This window comes from Kitasatospora sp. CB02891, from assembly GCF_002803145.1.
GTDB lineage: Bacteria > Actinomycetota > Actinomycetes > Streptomycetales > Streptomycetaceae > Kitasatospora > Kitasatospora griseola.
The window spans coordinates 243026-259192 of the sequence record NZ_NNBO01000006.1 but is presented as its reverse complement, the minus strand read 5'-3'; the positions used below and the strand labels follow the sequence as shown (position 1 = coordinate 259192).

15 protein-coding genes are annotated in these 16167 nt (G+C 73.0%); 9 read left to right on the top strand and 6 right to left on the bottom strand.

Annotation, left to right across the window (positions count from 1 at the left end; translation table 11 throughout):
- Positions 1 to 39: 39 nt before the first annotated feature.
- On the top strand, positions 40 to 744 hold the full coding sequence (locus CG736_RS16280) for an exonuclease domain-containing protein (protein WP_100586934.1): 705 nt from the start codon (positions 40 to 42) through the stop codon (positions 742 to 744).
- A 21-nt stretch (positions 745 to 765) separates the two neighbouring features.
- Here CG736_RS16280 and CG736_RS16275 read toward each other — a convergent pair whose 3' ends face one another.
- The 4 genes from CG736_RS16275 to CG736_RS16260 form a co-directional block, all read right to left on the bottom strand.
- Complete coding sequence (locus CG736_RS16275; protein WP_100586933.1) at positions 766 to 2214, bottom strand: S1 RNA-binding domain-containing protein; 1449 nt, start codon at positions 2212 to 2214, stop codon at positions 766 to 768.
- A gap of 89 nt (positions 2215 to 2303) precedes the next feature.
- Positions 2304 to 3287 (bottom strand): polysaccharide deacetylase family protein, encoded by a 984-nt coding sequence (locus CG736_RS16270; protein ID WP_100586932.1) that lies wholly within the window; start codon positions 3285 to 3287, stop codon positions 2304 to 2306.
- A gap of 131 nt (positions 3288 to 3418) precedes the next feature.
- Positions 3419 to 4306: a phosphotransferase enzyme family protein gene (locus CG736_RS16265; RefSeq protein ID WP_100586931.1), complete on the bottom strand. Its 888-nt coding sequence runs from the start codon at positions 4304 to 4306 to the stop codon at positions 3419 to 3421.
- Positions 4307 to 4354: 48 nt separating this feature from the next.
- A complete protein-coding gene (locus CG736_RS16260; protein WP_100586930.1) occupies positions 4355 to 6562 on the bottom strand; it encodes an MMPL family transporter in 2208 nt (735 codons plus the stop codon).
- 512 nt (positions 6563 to 7074) lie between these two features.
- On the opposite strand from CG736_RS16260, the gene CG736_RS16255 reads away from it, so the two are divergent.
- The 3 genes from CG736_RS16255 to CG736_RS16245 all read left to right on the top strand — a co-directional run bounded on the left by CG736_RS16255 (position 7075) and on the right by CG736_RS16245 (position 11678).
- A complete protein-coding gene (locus tag CG736_RS16255) occupies positions 7075 to 9243 on the top strand; it encodes an MMPL family transporter (protein WP_100586929.1) in 2169 nt (722 codons plus the stop codon).
- 311 nt (positions 9244 to 9554) lie between these two features.
- Positions 9555 to 9758: a cold-shock protein gene (locus tag CG736_RS16250; protein WP_043913331.1), complete on the top strand. Its 204-nt coding sequence runs from the start codon at positions 9555 to 9557 to the stop codon at positions 9756 to 9758.
- Between the two features lie 174 nt (positions 9759 to 9932).
- Positions 9933 to 11678, top strand: a complete 1746-nt coding sequence (locus CG736_RS16245; RefSeq protein ID WP_232734026.1) for a DEAD/DEAH box helicase — start codon at positions 9933 to 9935, stop codon at positions 11676 to 11678.
- A gap of 79 nt (positions 11679 to 11757) precedes the next feature.
- On the opposite strand, the gene CG736_RS16240 is transcribed toward CG736_RS16245, so the two are convergent.
- On the bottom strand, positions 11758 to 12207 hold the full coding sequence (locus tag CG736_RS16240) for a MarR family winged helix-turn-helix transcriptional regulator (RefSeq protein ID WP_100586928.1): 450 nt from the start codon (positions 12205 to 12207) through the stop codon (positions 11758 to 11760).
- Between the two features lie 126 nt (positions 12208 to 12333).
- Between CG736_RS16240 and CG736_RS16235 the strand changes: the two genes are divergently transcribed.
- The 5 genes from CG736_RS16235 (at position 12334) to CG736_RS16215 (ending at position 15274) form a co-directional block, all read left to right on the top strand.
- Positions 12334 to 12840 carry a hypothetical protein gene (locus tag CG736_RS16235; RefSeq protein WP_100586927.1) on the top strand — a complete coding sequence of 169 codons (507 nt, stop codon included), beginning with the start codon at positions 12334 to 12336 and terminating at the stop codon, positions 12838 to 12840.
- A gap of 128 nt (positions 12841 to 12968) precedes the next feature.
- Positions 12969 to 13295 carry a type VII secretion target gene (locus tag CG736_RS16230; protein WP_043913321.1) on the top strand — a complete coding sequence of 109 codons (327 nt, stop codon included), beginning with the start codon at positions 12969 to 12971 and terminating at the stop codon, positions 13293 to 13295.
- The gene (locus CG736_RS16225) at positions 13292 to 14227 is read left to right on the top strand and encodes a WXG100 family type VII secretion target (RefSeq protein WP_100586926.1); all 936 of its coding nucleotides are present in this window, start codon (positions 13292 to 13294) and stop codon (positions 14225 to 14227) included. Before CG736_RS16230 ends, CG736_RS16225 begins: the two co-directional genes overlap by 4 nt.
- A gap of 25 nt (positions 14228 to 14252) precedes the next feature.
- Positions 14253 to 14858, top strand: coding sequence for a hypothetical protein (locus tag CG736_RS16220; protein WP_100586925.1), 606 nt, complete (start codon positions 14253 to 14255; stop codon positions 14856 to 14858).
- 29 nt (positions 14859 to 14887) lie between these two features.
- Entirely contained in the window at positions 14888 to 15274 is a 387-nt protein-coding gene (locus tag CG736_RS16215) for a hypothetical protein (RefSeq protein WP_100586924.1), read from the top strand.
- Between the two features lie 30 nt (positions 15275 to 15304).
- On the opposite strand, the gene CG736_RS16210 is transcribed toward CG736_RS16215, so the two are convergent.
- Positions 15305 to 16090, bottom strand: coding sequence for a sirohydrochlorin chelatase (locus tag CG736_RS16210; RefSeq protein WP_100587069.1), 786 nt, complete (start codon positions 16088 to 16090; stop codon positions 15305 to 15307).
- Positions 16091 to 16167 lie beyond the last annotated feature (77 nt).

The window sequence follows — 16167 nt, the reverse complement described above, 5'->3', positions numbered from 1 at the left end:
GGTCCGCGTCTTGGCAGTGCCGACGGAAGGACACACCCCATGACCTGGTGGAAGGGGCCGCTCACCGGTTTCGACCTGGAGACCACCGGCACCGACCCGGAGGAGTCCCGGATCGTCACCGCCGCCGTGGTCGACACCCTCGGCGGCCGTGTCGAAGGGGCCACCAACTGGCTGATCGACCCCGGCGTCCCGATACCCGCCGAGGCCACCGCCATCCACGGCATCACCGACACCGAGGCCCGCACCCACGGCCGGCCCGCCGCCGAAGCCGTCGAGGAGATCGCCCGCGCCCTGCACCAGCGGCTCGCCGCCGGCCGGCCCGTGGTCGCCTTCAACGCCCCCTACGACCTGTCGCTGCTCGACGCCGAACTGCGCCGCCACGGCCGCCCCACCCTCGCCGACCGCCTCGGCGGGCCGGTCACCCCCGTGGTCGACGCCATGGTGGTCGACCGCGCCCTCGACAAGTACCGCAAGGGCTCCCGCACCCTGCAGCGGGTCTGCGAGGTCTACGGGGTCGAACTCCACGACGCCCACGAGGCCGGCAGCGACGCGCTCGCCGCCGTCCGGGTCGCCGTCGCCCTCGGCCACCGCTACCCCCAGGCCGGCGACCTGCCGCTGGACGAACTCCACCGGCGGCAGATCGACTGGTACCGGACCTGGGCCACCGACCTGCAGGCCTGGCTGCGCCGCAAGGACCCGGCCGCCACCGTCGACCCGCGCTGGCCGCTCAAGGCGGCGTCCTGAGGACGGTTCCGCGGCTGCCGATCAGTCGAGCGCCCGGCGGCGGGACAACAGGAACCGCCGCCGGGCCAGGTCGACCTCGGTGATCCTCACGGCCAGCGGGTCGCCGACCTGAACGGCCTCCCCGGCCGACTCGGCCGTGGGGACCAGCCCTTCGAGACCGTCCGGCCGGTCCTCGATCCGGACGAAGACACCGAACGGCACTGCCTTCGTCACCACGCCGTCCACCAACTCTCCGACGCGATCGGCCAGTTGCGTGAGCGGATCGTCCTGAAGGGCCTTCAGCGACAGATACAGCTCCTCGCGCACCAGGTCGGCGCCGAGCACCGCGGCCGTGACCTGCCGGCCCACCGCGACGACGGCCGACGGGTCGCCGATCCACCGCCAGGACAGCTCCGGCTGTCGGATCCGGGCGGTGAAGCCGTCGACGTCCACGAAGGTGACGGTGCCGGCGATCCCGGTGACCGTGCCGGTGACGGCCTGCCCCGGGCGCAGCGCGTTCAGGAACGCCCAAGTCCGGTCGCACGGCGACCAGGTGGTGCGCCAACGGGCCCGCAGGACGCCGTCCGGGTCGGGCAGCACCGCGGCGGACAGCGGCCGGTGCTCGTCGACCGTGGTCGGCAGCGCGGCGGCGGCCCGTGCGCCCGCCGCCAGGGCCGCCAACTCCTCGCGCTGCTCCCCGTTCACCCGGACGCCGGTGATCGTGCCCGCAGCGTCCGCGCGGACGAACTCCACCTGGCCGTCCTCGGGGACCGAGGCCAGCACGGCCGCCACGTCGGTGGACAGCGGCGGCCAGACGGTCAGCATCGCGCGCGGTGCGAGCCCCGCGCGCACCGCGTCGACGGTGTCGGGTGTCAGGCGGTGCCAACGGGAGACGTTCTGGATGGGCGACTCCTCCAGGACACCGGCCTGCCCCGAGGCGACCAACCAGTGCACCCGCGCCCAGAACTCCTCGTCGGCGGGCCGCTGCGGGCCGTCCGGCTCCTCGGGCTCCTCGGAGTAGGGCGACTCCGGTATCGGCTCCGGGAACAGGCCGAGCCGGCGGGCGCGGGCCGCGGCGCGCTCGCACGGCCGGTCGGTGCCGATGTACATGTACTGGTCGTAGCCGATGTGCACGAAGAACGCGTCGCCGGCCTCCAGCAGGCACCAGCCCTCGTCGCCGCGGAGCATCATCCGCACCAGCTCCAGCGCGACCTCCAGCGGGACCTCCGCGCCGTCGTGGAAGTCCCACAGGCTCGGGAGCAGGTCCTCCAGGCGCATCCCGTCCTCGTCGGGTTCGAGCAGGAACGCGCTCGGATCGCGGACGGACAGCCGGTCGACGCCGCACTCCTCGGCGAACGCGACCACGGCCTGCAGGTAGGCCGCCTCGATCGGCCCCCGGTCGCTGTCGACGTCGTCGTCGGCCAGGTAGTGGCCGCGCTCGTCGCGGTTGGCGGGGTCGTACTTGGTGACGCGGTGCACGAACTTCGGCACGCTGCTCCCGGGTCGGTCGGCGGACGGTGGCCCGCGCGACCTCGGCGGCGTCCCGACAGGCCGTCAGGACGCCACGGCCGAACGGCCGGTCAGGACTGCGGGAAGTCGAAAGTGTAGCCCTGCGCCACCATCCACGGCAGCAGCTGCTTCAGCGCCGCCACGGTCTGGCTGCGGTCGCCGCCGCCGTCGTGCATCAGCACCACGCTGCCCGGGCGGAGGTTCTGCTCCACGGTGTTGACGATCGACTGCACGCCCGGGCGGGACCAGTCGCGCGGGTCGACCGACCAGCCGAGGGACTTCATGCCCTGGTCGGCGCCGATCTTCTCGTTCTCGGCCGTGAAGTCGCCGCCCGGGGCGCGCCACCAGGTGATCTGCGCGTTGCCGCCGGCGGCGTTCTCGATCTGCGTCTTGGCGTCGGCGATCTCCGCCACCTGCTGCTGGTGCGACTGGGTGTGCATCGGCTGCGGGTGGTCGACGGTGTGGTCGCACAGGCGGTGGCCCTCGGCGACGATCCGCTTGACCGCCGCCGGGTTCGCCTTCGCGTTGTCGCCGATCTCGCAGAACGTCGCCTTCGCGTCGTACTTCGCCAGCAGGTCCAGCACCTGGCCGGTGGCCGGGCCCGGACCGTCGTCGAAGGTCAGCGCCACGGTCCTGCCGCCCGAGGCGGTGTGCGCCAGCACGTGCGTCGCCGGGGCGGGGGTGTGCTGCCCGCCGGCCGGCGTCGAGGGGCCGGAGCCCGGTGCGGACGGGGTGGTGGCGCCGGTCGCCGGCGCGGACGGCGGGGTGGTCGCCGCTGTCGACCCGGCGCCGCTCGGAGTCTGCCGGCTCGGCGAGCCGAACGGGGACGAGGAGACCCCGCTCGGGGTCGGCCGGGCCGCGATCGAGGAGCTCCCGCTCCCGCTCGGCGTCGTGCTCGTGCTCGCGCTCGGCGTCGCCGAGGGCTGCGCGGCGTCCCCCGCCGCGAGGGGGGAGCCGTGCGCACCGCACGCCGCCAGCAGGGCCGGGGCGAGCAGTGCGGCGGACACGCCGAGGAGAAGAGGACGACGACGGGCGGATATGCGGGACTTCACCATGGAACGACTCCTGACGTCGTACCGCGGCCGCCGATGCGGCGGGGCGTCTGGTGGGATACGACGCCGGGCACGAACGAGGTGGTTCCGTCCGGGTGTGCGCTGCGCCACAGGGCGGGCACCGAACGGAGCGGTCAGAACGCGAACCAGCGTACTGCCGCCTCGCCGTCACGCAGCGAGTCGACGCGGCGACGGAACTCGGCCCGGGCGGACGGGTTTCCGGCCGTCTGCTGGGCCACCCAGGCGGCGCTCGCGGTCTCCCGCGCGCCGCGCAGCACCGCGAATCCCGGCCACTCCCGGACGTCCCAGCCGTAGGCCGTGTTGAACGCCGCGACCTCCTCGGCCGGTACGCCGTACCGGTCCTGACTGAGCGCCAGCACCACCAGGTCGTGCTCGCGCAGGTCCGAGGCCATGTACTCCAGGTCGAGCAGCACCGGGCCGGCGGGGGTGATGTGCACGTTGCGGGGCAGGGCGTCGCCGTGGATCGGGCCGAGCGGGAGGTAAGGGGTCAATTCGGAAATAGCGGTGACAAAGGTCTCTTTCCGGTCACGGAGGAAGGCGGCGTCCGCCGGATCGATGTGACCATCCGCGGTCACCAGCCAGCTGTCCACCGGGGCGAGCAGGTCGCGCCGACCGAGCGGCGCCGGCGGCGCGGGCTCCGCGGGCAGGGCGTGCAGGGCGCGCAGCAGCGGGGCGAGGTCGGCGGGGCGGGCCGGGCGGACGGCGGGCTCCAGCCGGTGCCACAGCGTGACGGGGTGCTCCTGGGCGAGGTGCACGACGGGGTCGGCCGGGCGGACCACCGGCACGCCCGCGCCGTCCAGCCAACCGGCCAGCGCGAGTTCGCGGGCGGCGCGGTCGGCCGAGCCGGGGGTGCGGCCGACCTTGGCGACCAGGCCGAGCTCCGGCAGGTCGAAGACGGCGTTCTGGCCGAGCGAGATGAGCGCGGCCCCGGCCGGGTCGATGCCGGCCGGGGCGCACGCCTGCTGCAGGAGGGCCCGGGCCCCCGATTCGTCGAAGATCACCTGCTCATTGTCGGCGAACCGGGGGCGTTCCCGGAGGGAGGGGTGGGGTCAGCCGACCAGCTCGTGCTCGTCGCGGCCGCGGTGGGCGCCGGTGCCGGCCGGGGCGGCGGCGGGCGCCTCGCCCTCCAGCCGGGGCAGCCAGTGCAGCCAGCGCGGCAGGTACCAGTTCCGGTCGCCGAGCAGGGACATCACGGCGGGGAGCAGGACGGCGCGGATCACCGTGGCGTCGATCAGGACGGCGACGGCGAGGCCGACGCCCATCTGCTTCATCACCTGCATGGAGAGCGTCCCGAAGACCGCGAACACTCCGACCATGATCACAGCGGCGCTGGTGACCACGCCGGCGGTGGTGCGGATGCCGTGGGCGACGGCCGCGCCGGTGGGCAGGCCGCGGTCGTACGCCTCCTTGATCCGGGAGACCACGAAGACGTGGTAGTCCATCGACAGGCCGAACAGGATCACGAACAGGAACAGCGGGATCCAGCTCTCCACCGCGCCGACGCCGTCGGTGCCGATCAGCGAGGCGCCGATGCCGTGCTGGAAGACCAGCGTCAGCACGCCGTAGGCGGCGCCGACCGAGAGCAGGTTGAGCAGCACGGCGGTGACGGCGATGGACAGCGAGCGGAACGAGGAGAGCATCAGCAGGAAGGCGAAGGCGACCACGAACCCGAAGACCGGGAGCATCGAGCCGGACATCTGCTTGTTGAAGTCGACCGAGCCGGCGGTGCTGCCGGTGACCGGGGCCTCGGCGCCGGCGATCCTCCCGACCGTGGCGGGCACGACCTGCTCGCGCAGCACCTTCAGCGCCTCGGCGGAGGTGGTGTCGTTGCCGGTGCCGTAGAGCGGGATGTCGACCGTGGCGACGTTCTGCGCGGCGTGCACCGTCAGGCTGGTGGGGCCGTGCATCCGGCCGGTGGCGAGGGCCTTGGACTGGAGATCGGCGAGCGCCTGCGTCATCTCGGGCGAGGAGATGTCCTTCGCCCTGACCACCACGGTGGCGGGGGAGGGGCTGCCGGGGAAGGCGTCCTGGATCCGCTGCGAGATGGCCACCAGGGTGTTGTCCTTGGGCAGTTGCTGCTGGAACGTCAGGTTGGCGGTGTGCATGGTGAGCATCGGCGCGGCGATCGCCAGCAGGGCGGCGGTGGCCAGGCCGGCGGCGGCCAGCGGGTGGCGCAGCACCGGGGTGAGCACCGCGTTCCAGAACCGGCTGCCCTCGTTGGCGCCGCGGCGCAGGCGGTGCAGGAACGGGATCCGGCCCTTCTCCACCCGGTCTCCGAGCAGCGACAGCAGGGCGGGCAGCACCGTCAGCGAGCCGAGCACGGCGGTGATCACGACCAGGATGGTGGCGAAGGACATCGCCTTGAAGGTGGCGATGCCGGTGAGGAACATGCCGGCCATCGCGACCACGACCGTGATGCCGGAGACCAGCACGGCGCGGCCGCTGGTGGCGGCGGCGATCCGCAGCGCCGTCTCGGCGTCGTGCCCGGCGGCGCGCTCCTCGCGCTCGCGGCGCAGGTAGAACAGGCAGTAGTCGACGCCGACGGCGAGGCCGACCAGCAGCATCACCGAGGAGGCGTCGTTGCTGGTGTGCAGCAGGCCGGAGGAGAGCGCGACCAGGCCGGAGGCGGCGACGAAGGCGGTGAGCGCCAGCACCACCGGGAGGACCGCGGCCACCAGCGCGCCGAAGGCGACCAGCAGGATGCCGAGGGCGAGCGGCACGGCCGTCCACTCGGCGCGGGCGAAGTCGTCGCTGAACTGCTCGTTGAACCACTTGCCGGCGCTGGCCTCGCCGAACTCCTCGACCAGCAGCTCGGGGTGCTGCTTCCGCACGGCCGTCACCGCGTCCATCACCGCGGGCACGTTGGCCACGGCCGTCTCGCGGTCCTCCCCCTTGACCGTGAACTGGATCAGCGCCGAGTGCTTGTCGCCGGAGACCGCGCCCGTCTCGTACGGGCTGTGCAGCTCGCCGGCCTTGCCGGTGGCCCGGACGGCGGCGCCGACCTGCTCGACGACGGCCTTGAACGACGGGTCGTCGGCCGTCAGCGTGCGGCTCTGCACCAGGACGGTCTCGCCGGCCGGCGACTTGATGCCCGCGTCGTCCAGGATCTTGGCGGCCTGCGCGACCTGGCCCGGCATCTGCTCGGCGTCGGTGACCTTGGTGGCGCCGTGCACGCCGCCGAGGTAGGCGGCGAGGACGACGAAGAGCAGCCACCCGAAGACCGCGGTCTTTCTGTGGCGGGCGCTCCAGGCGCCCATCGTGGCGGCGATTCCATGCTTCACGGTAGGTGTTCCCCCAGGGGTGTCGGACGGGTGCGGGCCGCCCGGGTCGATGGGCCGCCGGGCTGCATCCGGCGGCACAACAGACGCTATGAGCTGGGGATCTGAGGAACCATCCGGCTAGTCACCGACTTTTCCCTGGTCCTTTCCTCAGGGGTGAATAGGGGGTTAGCCCTACCCCCGGGCTCGGGTTCTCCTCCTTGAGGGCAGCCGGACGTCCACCCTGAGGGGGAGCGATCTCCACCCCGGGCACGAGGTGGGAAGGGCCCCGGCCGGGTGACGATGGATCAGGGCCGGCTCCGTGGCCGCCCTGGGGGGCACAGACGAAACCCACTTGCCGGGCGGCAAGCAAGGTCCCGTAAGATGTGCTCACTCATACTTACCTGCCGACCGGCTAGGCCCTGCCGAGGGTTTCGCGTGCCGGTCCTGCCGTTGCCCGGTACCCCGTCCCCCGGCTGCGGTGAACCATGCCCAGGGGAGGCATTTCCAGCATGTTCCACCGACTTGGACACTTCGTCGTCAAGCGGGCCTGGTGGGTGATCATCGCGTGGGTCATCGGCTCCATGGCCTTGATCTCCCTCGCTCCGAAGATGAGCGCCTCGACCGACGAGTCAGAGTTCCTGCCGAAGCACTACGAGTCCATCCGGGCCGCCGTGGTCCAGCAGGACAAGTTCCCGGCCGAGTTCACCCCCAGCGCGATCCTGATGTTCGAGCGCACGGACGGCGGCGCGCTCACCGACGCCGACAAGGCCGACATCGCCAAGATCACCAAGGGCCTCACCGACAAGCACATCCCGCTGGTCGAGCAGGTCATCCCCCCGATGGAGGGGCGGACGATCTCGCAGGACGGTCACTACGCGATGGGCATGGTCTCCATCGACAAGACCAAGATGCAGACCGACGAGTACCTGACGGCCGCCAAGGACGTGCGCGACCAGGGCAAGGAACTCGCCAAGGGCACCGCGCTGAAGTACCAGGTCGGCGGCCAGGCCGCGATGGGGCTGGACCAGAAGGAGTCCTCCAGCGCCACCGACGCGATCACCATGGTCGCCACCGTGGTCCTGATCGTGGTCATCGTCGGCGTGATCTTCCGCGGCATCCTGGTCGGCTGGCTGCCGGTGCTGCTGTCGATGTTCCCGATGATCGCGGCCTCCGGCCTGATCGCCTTCGTCACCAAGCTGTTCGACCTGAAGTCCTCGCCGATCGCCTCCGCGATCGACATCGTGGTGATCCTCGGCGTCGGCACCGACTACTTCCTGTTCCTGATGTTCCGCTACCGCGAGCGCCTGCGGGCCGGCGACGACCGCAAGGCCGCCGTGGCCAACGGCGTCGGCCGGGTCGGCGAGGCGATCGCCTCGGCGGCCGGCGCGGTCACCGTCGCCTTCGCGGTGCTGCTGCTCTCCGAGCTCGGCATGTTCACCGCGCTCGGCCCGGCGCTGGCGATCTCCGTCGTCGTCACCGCGCTCGCCTCGCTCACCCTGACCCCGGCGCTGCTCGCCGTCATCCCCGCCAAGGCCACCTTCTGGCCCGGCCGCAAGTGGATGCAGGAGCCGGAGGGCGCCCGCTTCCACAAGCTCGGCCGCGCGGTCGGCCGTCGCCCCGGTCTGATCGCGCTGGTCTCCGGCGGCCTGCTGGTGGTCCTGTCGCTGGCCGGCCTCGGCTACCAGGGCACCTTCGACATGGCGAAGAGCATGATGCCGAAGGACAAGGAGTCCATGGTCGTCATGGACGCCATCGGCAAGGGCTTCTCGGCCGGTGCGGCCGACCCCACGCACGTCTTCCTGACCACCGGCACCAAGGGCGGCGGCAAGCTCGACCCGAACGCCCTGGGCGGCTTCGGCGCCAAGCTGGGCCAGGTCCCCGGCGTCGCCACCGTCCAGCCCGAGCCCAAGCTCAGCGAGGACGGCACCACCGCCGACTTCGTCGTGATGCTCAAGGACTCCGCGGCCAGCAACGCGGCGATCGACACCGTCACCGAGGTGCGCACGGCCGCCCACGCGGCCGCCCCCGCCGGCTCCGAGGCGCTGGTCAGCGGCACCTCGTCGGTGTACAAGGACATCAACCTGGCGATGGCGCACGACTACAAGCTGGTCTTCCCGGTGGCGGGCGTGCTGATCCTGCTGATCCTGGGCCTCCAGCTGCGCAGCGTGGTCGCGCCCTGGTACCTGATGGCCTCGGTCGGCCTCGGCTTCGCGGCCACGCTGGGCGCCACCACGGTGGCCTTCCTCAAGCTCGGCTCCGAGTCCGGCCTGATGTTCATGCTGCCGATCTTCATCTACCTGTTCGTGGTGGCGATCGGCACCGACTACAACATCCTGATCATCGCCCGGCTCCGCGAGGAGGCCCGCGAGGGCCGCAGCCCCCGCGAGGCGGCCAGCGAGGCGGTCCGGCACGCCGGTCCGACCGTCGCCGCGGCCGGCTTCATCCTGGCGGCGTCCTTCGCGACCTTCATGCTGGCCGGCAACGTGCTCTTCGCCGAGCTGGGCTTCGCGCTGGCCATCGGCATCGTGCTGGCGGCCTTCGTGATGGCGATGTTCTTCACCCCGGCGATCACCGCGCTGCTCGGCAAGAAGGCCTGGTGGCCCGGTCACGGCGCGATGCCCGAGCCCGGTCGCGAGCCCGTCGGCGAGTACGAGCCGCAGCCCGTCGGCAGGGCCTGAGCGGCTGCCCGCGGGTAGCCGCGGGCAGCACCGGGTGAGAGGGGCATGCGGTCCGGCCGGACCGCATGCCCCTTCGGCGTCGCGGCGAAACACGGTGTGACCAGCGGAACTTTTCCCGCCGTTGACGAGGGTGGCCGTGCTATTGTCGAAGCAGTTGCAGTATTGGTTCCCATGAACGTGTGTGTGCGCCTGCTGGTTCCAACCGACAGGCGCATTTGTTTTGTCCGGTGTTTAGTCTCCGGATGGGGATCGCGGCTACGTGGGGCGCACGAGGTGTGTGTCCCAACGCCCCAGTGAAAGTGGAGACGGTTATGGCTACCGGCACCGTGAAGTGGTTCAACAGCGAAAAGGGCTACGGCTTCATCGAGCAGGACGGCGGCGGCGCTGACGTCTTCGCTCACTACTCGAACATCCAGTCCCAGGGCTTCCGTGAGCTCGTCGAGGGCCAGAAGGTCGAGTTCGACGTGACCCAGGGCCAGAAGGGCCCGCAGGCGGAGAACATCCGCACCATCTGAGTCCCGGCCTACGCCGACTCAGTTGTCGCAGGCGAGGGCCCGTACCTCCTCAGGTACGGGCCCTCGTCCATGCCGCCCGACGGCCGGGGCGGCCCTCCTCCTCCTCGTCGGCCGACATCCCGCCGCCGCGCGTCCCGCGCGTCGGCCGACGGCCCTCCAGGAAGAGGAACACGCATGCCCGAGCAGTCCCGTCCGCAGTCCGGCCCGCAGTCCGCTCCGCGTGGTGACAAGCCGCGCACCCGCAGCGGGAAGCCGCGCACCGGCGCCGCCCGCGGCGAGGGCCGCGTCGGCGCGCCGCGCACCGGCGGTTCGCCCCGTGGCGGCGAGCAGGCCCGTACCGAGCGCCCGCGCCGGCCGCGTCGGGGCGCCGCCCCGGTGGCCGCGCCCGCCGAAGACTTCACGCCCGTGCAGGGCACCCCGTCGCGTCCGCCGGCCGCGAGCTTCGCCGAGCTGAACCTCTCCGCCGGACTGCTGAAGGAACTGGGCGCGCAGGGCGTCACCGAGCCGTTCCCGATCCAGGCCGCCACCCTGCCGGACGCGCTGGCCGGACGCGACGTCCTCGGCCGCGGCCGCACCGGCTCCGGCAAGACCCTGGCGTTCGGCCTGCCGCTGCTGGTCCGCACCGCTGGCAAGCGGGCGACCGCCCGCCACCCGCTGGGCCTGGTGCTGGTGCCCACCCGCGAGCTCGCCCAGCAGGTCACCGAGGCGCTCGCCCCCTACGCCGGGGTGCTCGGCCTGCGGATCACCACCGTGGTCGGCGGCATGTCGATCACCCGCCAGTCCAACCAGGTCCGCCGCGGCACCGAGGTGCTGGTGGCCACCCCCGGCCGGCTGGACGACCTGATCCAGCGCGGCGACGTGCGGCTCGACGACGTGGCGATCACCGTCCTCGACGAGGCCGACCAGATGGCCGACATGGGCTTCCTGCCGCAGGTCGTCAAGCTGCTGGAGCAGGTCGCCGAGGGCGGGCAGCGGATGCTGTTCTCCGCCACCCTGGACCGCAACGTGGACCGCCTGGTCAACCGCTTCCTCAGCGACCCGGTCACCCATTCGGTGGACCCGTCGGCCGGTGCGGTCACCACCATGGACCACCACCTGCTCCAGCTCGACCCCGCCGACAAGGCCGAGACCACCGCCCGGATCGCCGCCCGCGAGGGCCGAGTGATCATGTTCGTGCACACCAAGCACGGCGCGGACCGGCTCGCCAAGCAGCTGCGCGCCCACGGCGTGGTCGCCGCCGCACTGCACGGCGGCAAGTCGCAGCCGCAGCGCAACCGGGTCCTCGACCAGTTCCGCGACGGCCAGGTCACCGCGCTGATCGCCACCAACGTCGCCGCCCGCGGCATCCACATCGACGGCCTCGACCTGGTCGTCAACGTCGACCCGCCGATCGACCACAAGGACTACCTGCACCGCGGCGGCCGCACCGCGCGGGCCGGCGAGTCCGGCACCGTGGTCACCCTGGTGCTGCCCGAGCAGCGCCGCGAGGTCAACCGCCTGATGAGCATCGCCGGCATCCGGCCCACCATCACCAAGGTCCGCCCCGAGGACGGCGAGCTGAAGCGCATCACCGGCGCGCGGACGCCGTCCGGCGTGGCGGTCATGCTCCCGGTTCCGGCGACGGCGATCGTCGCGGCCGCGCCCGAGCAGACCGAGAACCGCGGCCGCGGGCGCGGCGGGGCGAAGCCGGCGGACGGCGAGGCGCGACGACGCCCGGCGAAGCGTTCCGGCGGGCTGCCCAAGGACGTCGACATGAGCGGCAACCCGCGCCGCCCCCGGCCCAAGCAGCGCCCGGGCGGCGGGAGTTCGCAGATGGCGGCGGGCTTCATCGGCAAGTCGTCGGGGCGGGCGAAGCCGGGCTCCGGGACGAAGAGCGGCTCCAACTACGGGACGGGGCGGCAGCGGCGCCAGGCCGACTAGTCGGGCGCGAAAACCGGGGGCGCGTGGGGTACCTCCCGAGCTGGGAGGTACCCCACGCGCCCCCGGTTTTCGCGCTCTGTCAGCGCGTCGGCTGCGTCGCGCGGACGGTGGCGACCAGCGGGGCCAGCTCCGGGCGCTGTTCTGCGGTGGTGAGGGCCTCGGCGAGGGCCTCGTCGTTTGTGGGTCGGGCCTTGGCGAGCAGGTCGAGGCCGGCCGGGGTGACGTTGGTGTAGATGCCGCGCCGGTCCGTGGGGCAGAGGTAGCGGGCGAGCAGGCCGCGGTCCTCCAGCCGGGTGACCAGGCGGGTGGTGGCGCTCTGGCTGAGCACGACCGCGTCCGCGAGCTGGTTCATCCGGAAGTGGCCGCCGTCGCCGTCGTGCTGCTCGCTGAGGACGTCGAGGACGGAGAACTCACGGACGCTGAGCTCGTGTTCGGCCTGCAGGGCACGTTCGAGGTGGGCCTCGATCCGACCGTGCAGAGCGGTCAGGGCGCACCAGCCGTGCGCCAGGGCAGGATCCGGGCGGGTCATCGGCCGCGCTCCCTTCCAAGTGGTTTCACTTCGTACAAGCTTAGTCGAGATGTGCAAATTCCCGCGCCTGCAAGTATCGGGGTGGTCGTTCGCGGGAGGCCCGGGCGGAACGCGAGGAGACGGTCGATGGAGCAGCACGCGCGCCTGGACGCGCAGGAGGCGGCGCTGGACGCCCTGCTGGAGGCTCTCGACGTGCCGGCGGAGGTGCCGCAGGACGACCGGGTGGCGCGCCTCGCCGAGCGGGCCCCGGGCTATGCGCAGTACCACCGGATCGGTCACAAGCGGCAGGCCGCGTACCGGCGGCTGACGGCGGACCGGGCGGCCGCGCACCACGCGTACCCGCTGGTGCTGGCCGCGCTGCTGACCGACGACGACCCGTCCTCGCCGCGCTGGTTCGCGCAGGTGCTGCTGACGGCGGGCGGCCGGCGGAGGCTGCAGGAGGAGCTGGTGGCGGCGGTGGCGGCCGACGACGCGCTGCGGCAGGTGTGCGCGGTGGGCGCGTGGCGGTGGGCGGACGCCGCGGACGGGCCGCTCGCCGAGCGCTTCCCGGCGGCCCGTCGGGAGGCGGCGGCACGCTGCGTCGACCCGTGGGCGCGCGAACGGCTGGCCGAGCGGCCGACCGGGCGTCAATAAACCGCAGCGGGCTACCTCTTGAGGGCGACGCCGTGTTAGCTTCTTTGCCAATTCATGGTCCTCGCATGGGGTGGCCTATGCCGTCGCCCGCGTCGCGGACCCTGACAACGGGGAAGAGGTACGCCGACATGGCGGGGGAGTTCACGGTCGACCCGGACGCGCTGCGCCGGTTCGCCCGCACCAGTGCCGAACGGGCCGAGCGGCTGCGGGCGATCCGCGCCGAACTCGGCGGACACCAGCTGTCGCCGTCCGCCTTCGGGAAGCTCCCGGAGTCCGACGAGACCGGCCGCGACTACGTGGAGCGCTCCGAGGCGGCGATCGACAACGCCGGGGCCGCCGCCGACACCATGGACCGGATCGCCGAGTACGCCGACGGCATGGCCGGCGCGTACGAGCGCACCGACGAGGGCATCGGGCGGACCATGCAGGCGATCGCCGGAGGGCTGGGCGGATGAGCGGCCCCATCGCGGGCGCCGTCGACGCCTACACGAAGATCAACGACTGGATGACCCCGCTGGGCAGCGTGATCGACGAGATCATGCGTCCCCTCGTGGAGCCGCTCGCCGAGCCGCTGGAGTTCGTCACCGGCGACCCGGAGGGCCTGGAGGCCGCCGCCCAGCTGTGGCAGAAGCAGGCCGAGCAGCTGCGCGAAGTGATCGCCGACCAGCGCCGCGACCGGGCCGCCCTCGCGGGCGAGTGGCAGGGCGCGGCGTCCGAGGCGTTCCAGCGTGAACTCGCCGAGTACGAGCAGGCGCTGGAGGACGAGGCGGAGGACATGGCGGGCACCGCCGAACTCCTCACCGAAGCCGCCGCCGAGGCCCGGATGGCGCAGGACCTGGTCGAGACGATCATCCGCGAGCTCATCGAGTGGGCGATCATCACGCTCGCCGCGTCGCTCGCCTTCAGCGTGATCACCGCGGGCATCTCGCTGGCCGCCGAAGCCGCCGCGGCCGCGGCCGAGGGCGCCATCGCCAGTGCCCGGATAGCCAACCTGGTGCGCAAGCTCGCCGGCGCGCTGAAGAAGATCGCCGACGCGATGAAGGCCCTCAAGGCGGTCTCCAAGCGCCCGCACCTCAACCCCAAGAAGCCCTGGACCTGGAACAAGCCGCTGGACGTCGAGGCGTACCTGGCCAAGACCGCCGTCAAGACGGTCGGCAAGGCCGGCCTGCACGGCATCGGCCTGACCGGGAACCCGGCCGGCGAGGCGCTCCAGCAGATCACCCAGAGCGGCGCCGGGATCCTCGCCGACGAGGCCGACGACCGGATCAGCGGCAACCACGGCCCCAGCACCGGCCTGCGTCAGCGCACCGGCATCGCCCAGCCCGCCCAGGCGCCCGAACTCAGCCCCGAGGAACGCCGCCGGCGCTTCGAGGACGCCTTCGGCTGAGCCGACCACCTCAAGGAGAACCCACGTGCTCGACCGGGACCGCCAGTTCGCCGCCCCGTTCCTCGCCGCCGACGAGCGGCTGCTCGGCGCTGCGCCCGTCTCGCTGGCGCCCGGCGTCCCGCGCCCGCCGGAGGAGTTGCTGACGCCGCGTCGGCCCGGCGAGCTGGAACAGAAGCTGGCCGGGCCGTTCAGCCTGCTGCGGCGCGCGTACGCGGTGGTCAACCCGGTGTCGGCGGGCGTCGGCGCCGTCGAGGACCGGATGATGGACGCCGTGCCGGACTCCGTCTGGCACGGCAAGGGCATGGCCGGCGACTGGCACACCACCGCCGGCCGCCTCGTCGTCCGGCTCCACGAGGACGGCGCGAACGGCGGCGCCCTGCTCGCCCTCACCGACCGCCGCCTGTTCCTGCTCGCCGACCGCGCCAAGCTCTGGCAGCTCACCGAACAGCACGCCCTCCAGTTCGAACTCCCCCGCCACGAGGTCGCCGCCGCCCACCGCAACGCGAAGGGCGTCACCCAGCGCGGCCGCCTCGACCTGCACTTCCGCGACGGCTCGTGGGTCGGCGTCACCACGCCACTGCCGTCGGCGGCCGACGAGCTGGCGGCCGCGTTCCAGGCATTCGGCTCCTGAGGGCCGGGGCCGGGAGGGTGACGCCGACCGTGTACGACGTGACATCGACTGTCGGCCGGGCGGGGAGCCGATCCCACTGGTCGGGCGAGAAGGCGATGAGCGCTGCCCGTGCGGCGGCCCTGGTGGTGGCGGCGGAGATCGACTGGGACGGTGACGCCGGCGAGGACTGGGTGAGCCTCCTGGTGCGGGGCGTCCCGGTCCTGATGATTTCCGCGAAGGTTCCGTTGGCCGTTTCGCTGGAGGGATCGCGCTGGGCGCCGGTGGGGATCGAGGTCGTTTCCGTCCCCTCGTTCGAGGCTCCGCTGCTGCGCTGTGAATTCGCGGTCCTGAGCGAGGTGTTGGGTGACGGCCGAGCGGCTCTCGCGCTGGACGCCGATCGATTCTCGGCGAGCGACCTCTGGTTCGCCACTGTTTGAGGCTGGATCAGACGCTGGTGATCCGATCCGTCAGGCGGTGCGGGCCGCCGAGGTCGCGATCGCCGCCTCGGCGTGGCGGGCGAGGACGAGCCGGGCGAGTTCGGGCGCGGCGCCGAGGGTGGGCGCGAGGTGGTCGGCGCCGGAGGCCGTGGCTGCCGTGGCGATCCGGTCCGGGAGGAGTCCCGGGGCGAGGAGGTACGGGGCGACGGCGGTGGCACGGACGGCCGGGTCGGTGCGGAGGGCGGTGAGGGCGTCCGCGACGGTGGGAGCGGTGGCGGAGGCGTAGGCGGCCTTGACGGCGGCCCAGCCGCGGGTGCGCCGCCAAGTGGCCGCCACCGCACGGGTGGTGGCGTTCGCGGCCGGGTCGGAGGAGCCGGCGGCGGCCAGGACGACGCCGGTGCGGGCGCGGACGGCCGGGTCGGTGACGTCGAGCCCGGTCTCGGCGAGGCGCCGGTCGAGGGCGTCGAGGAGCAGCGGGGACGGCCCGAGGACGTCGGCGACCGGGATGGCGGAGCCGGCGGCGCGGAGGGCGGCCGGGATGTCGTGCTTGGCGTGGAAGGCGCGGTTGAGGAGGAGCGGGACCGCGATGGCGTCGGTGAGGCGGGGGGCGACCTGGGCGATGCGAGGGGCGCAGTGGTCCAAGTAGGCGGTGGCCACGGCGAGTTCGGGGCGCAGCGCACGGATCTCGTCGGCGAGGGCCTCGACGGTGGCGGCGTGCCGGGGGTCGCGGGAGCCGTGGGCGAGAAGGAGAAGCGGTGCGGCGGCAGCGGGGCGCGAGCGGTGGGTGGGGGTGGGCGCGGTGCCCGGCTGCGGCAGGTCGTCTTCCGCTGCGCGCAGTTCCCCGCGCCCCTGACGGGGCGCGGGGCTGCTGTGCGTCGGGTTGCTTCGCCCCT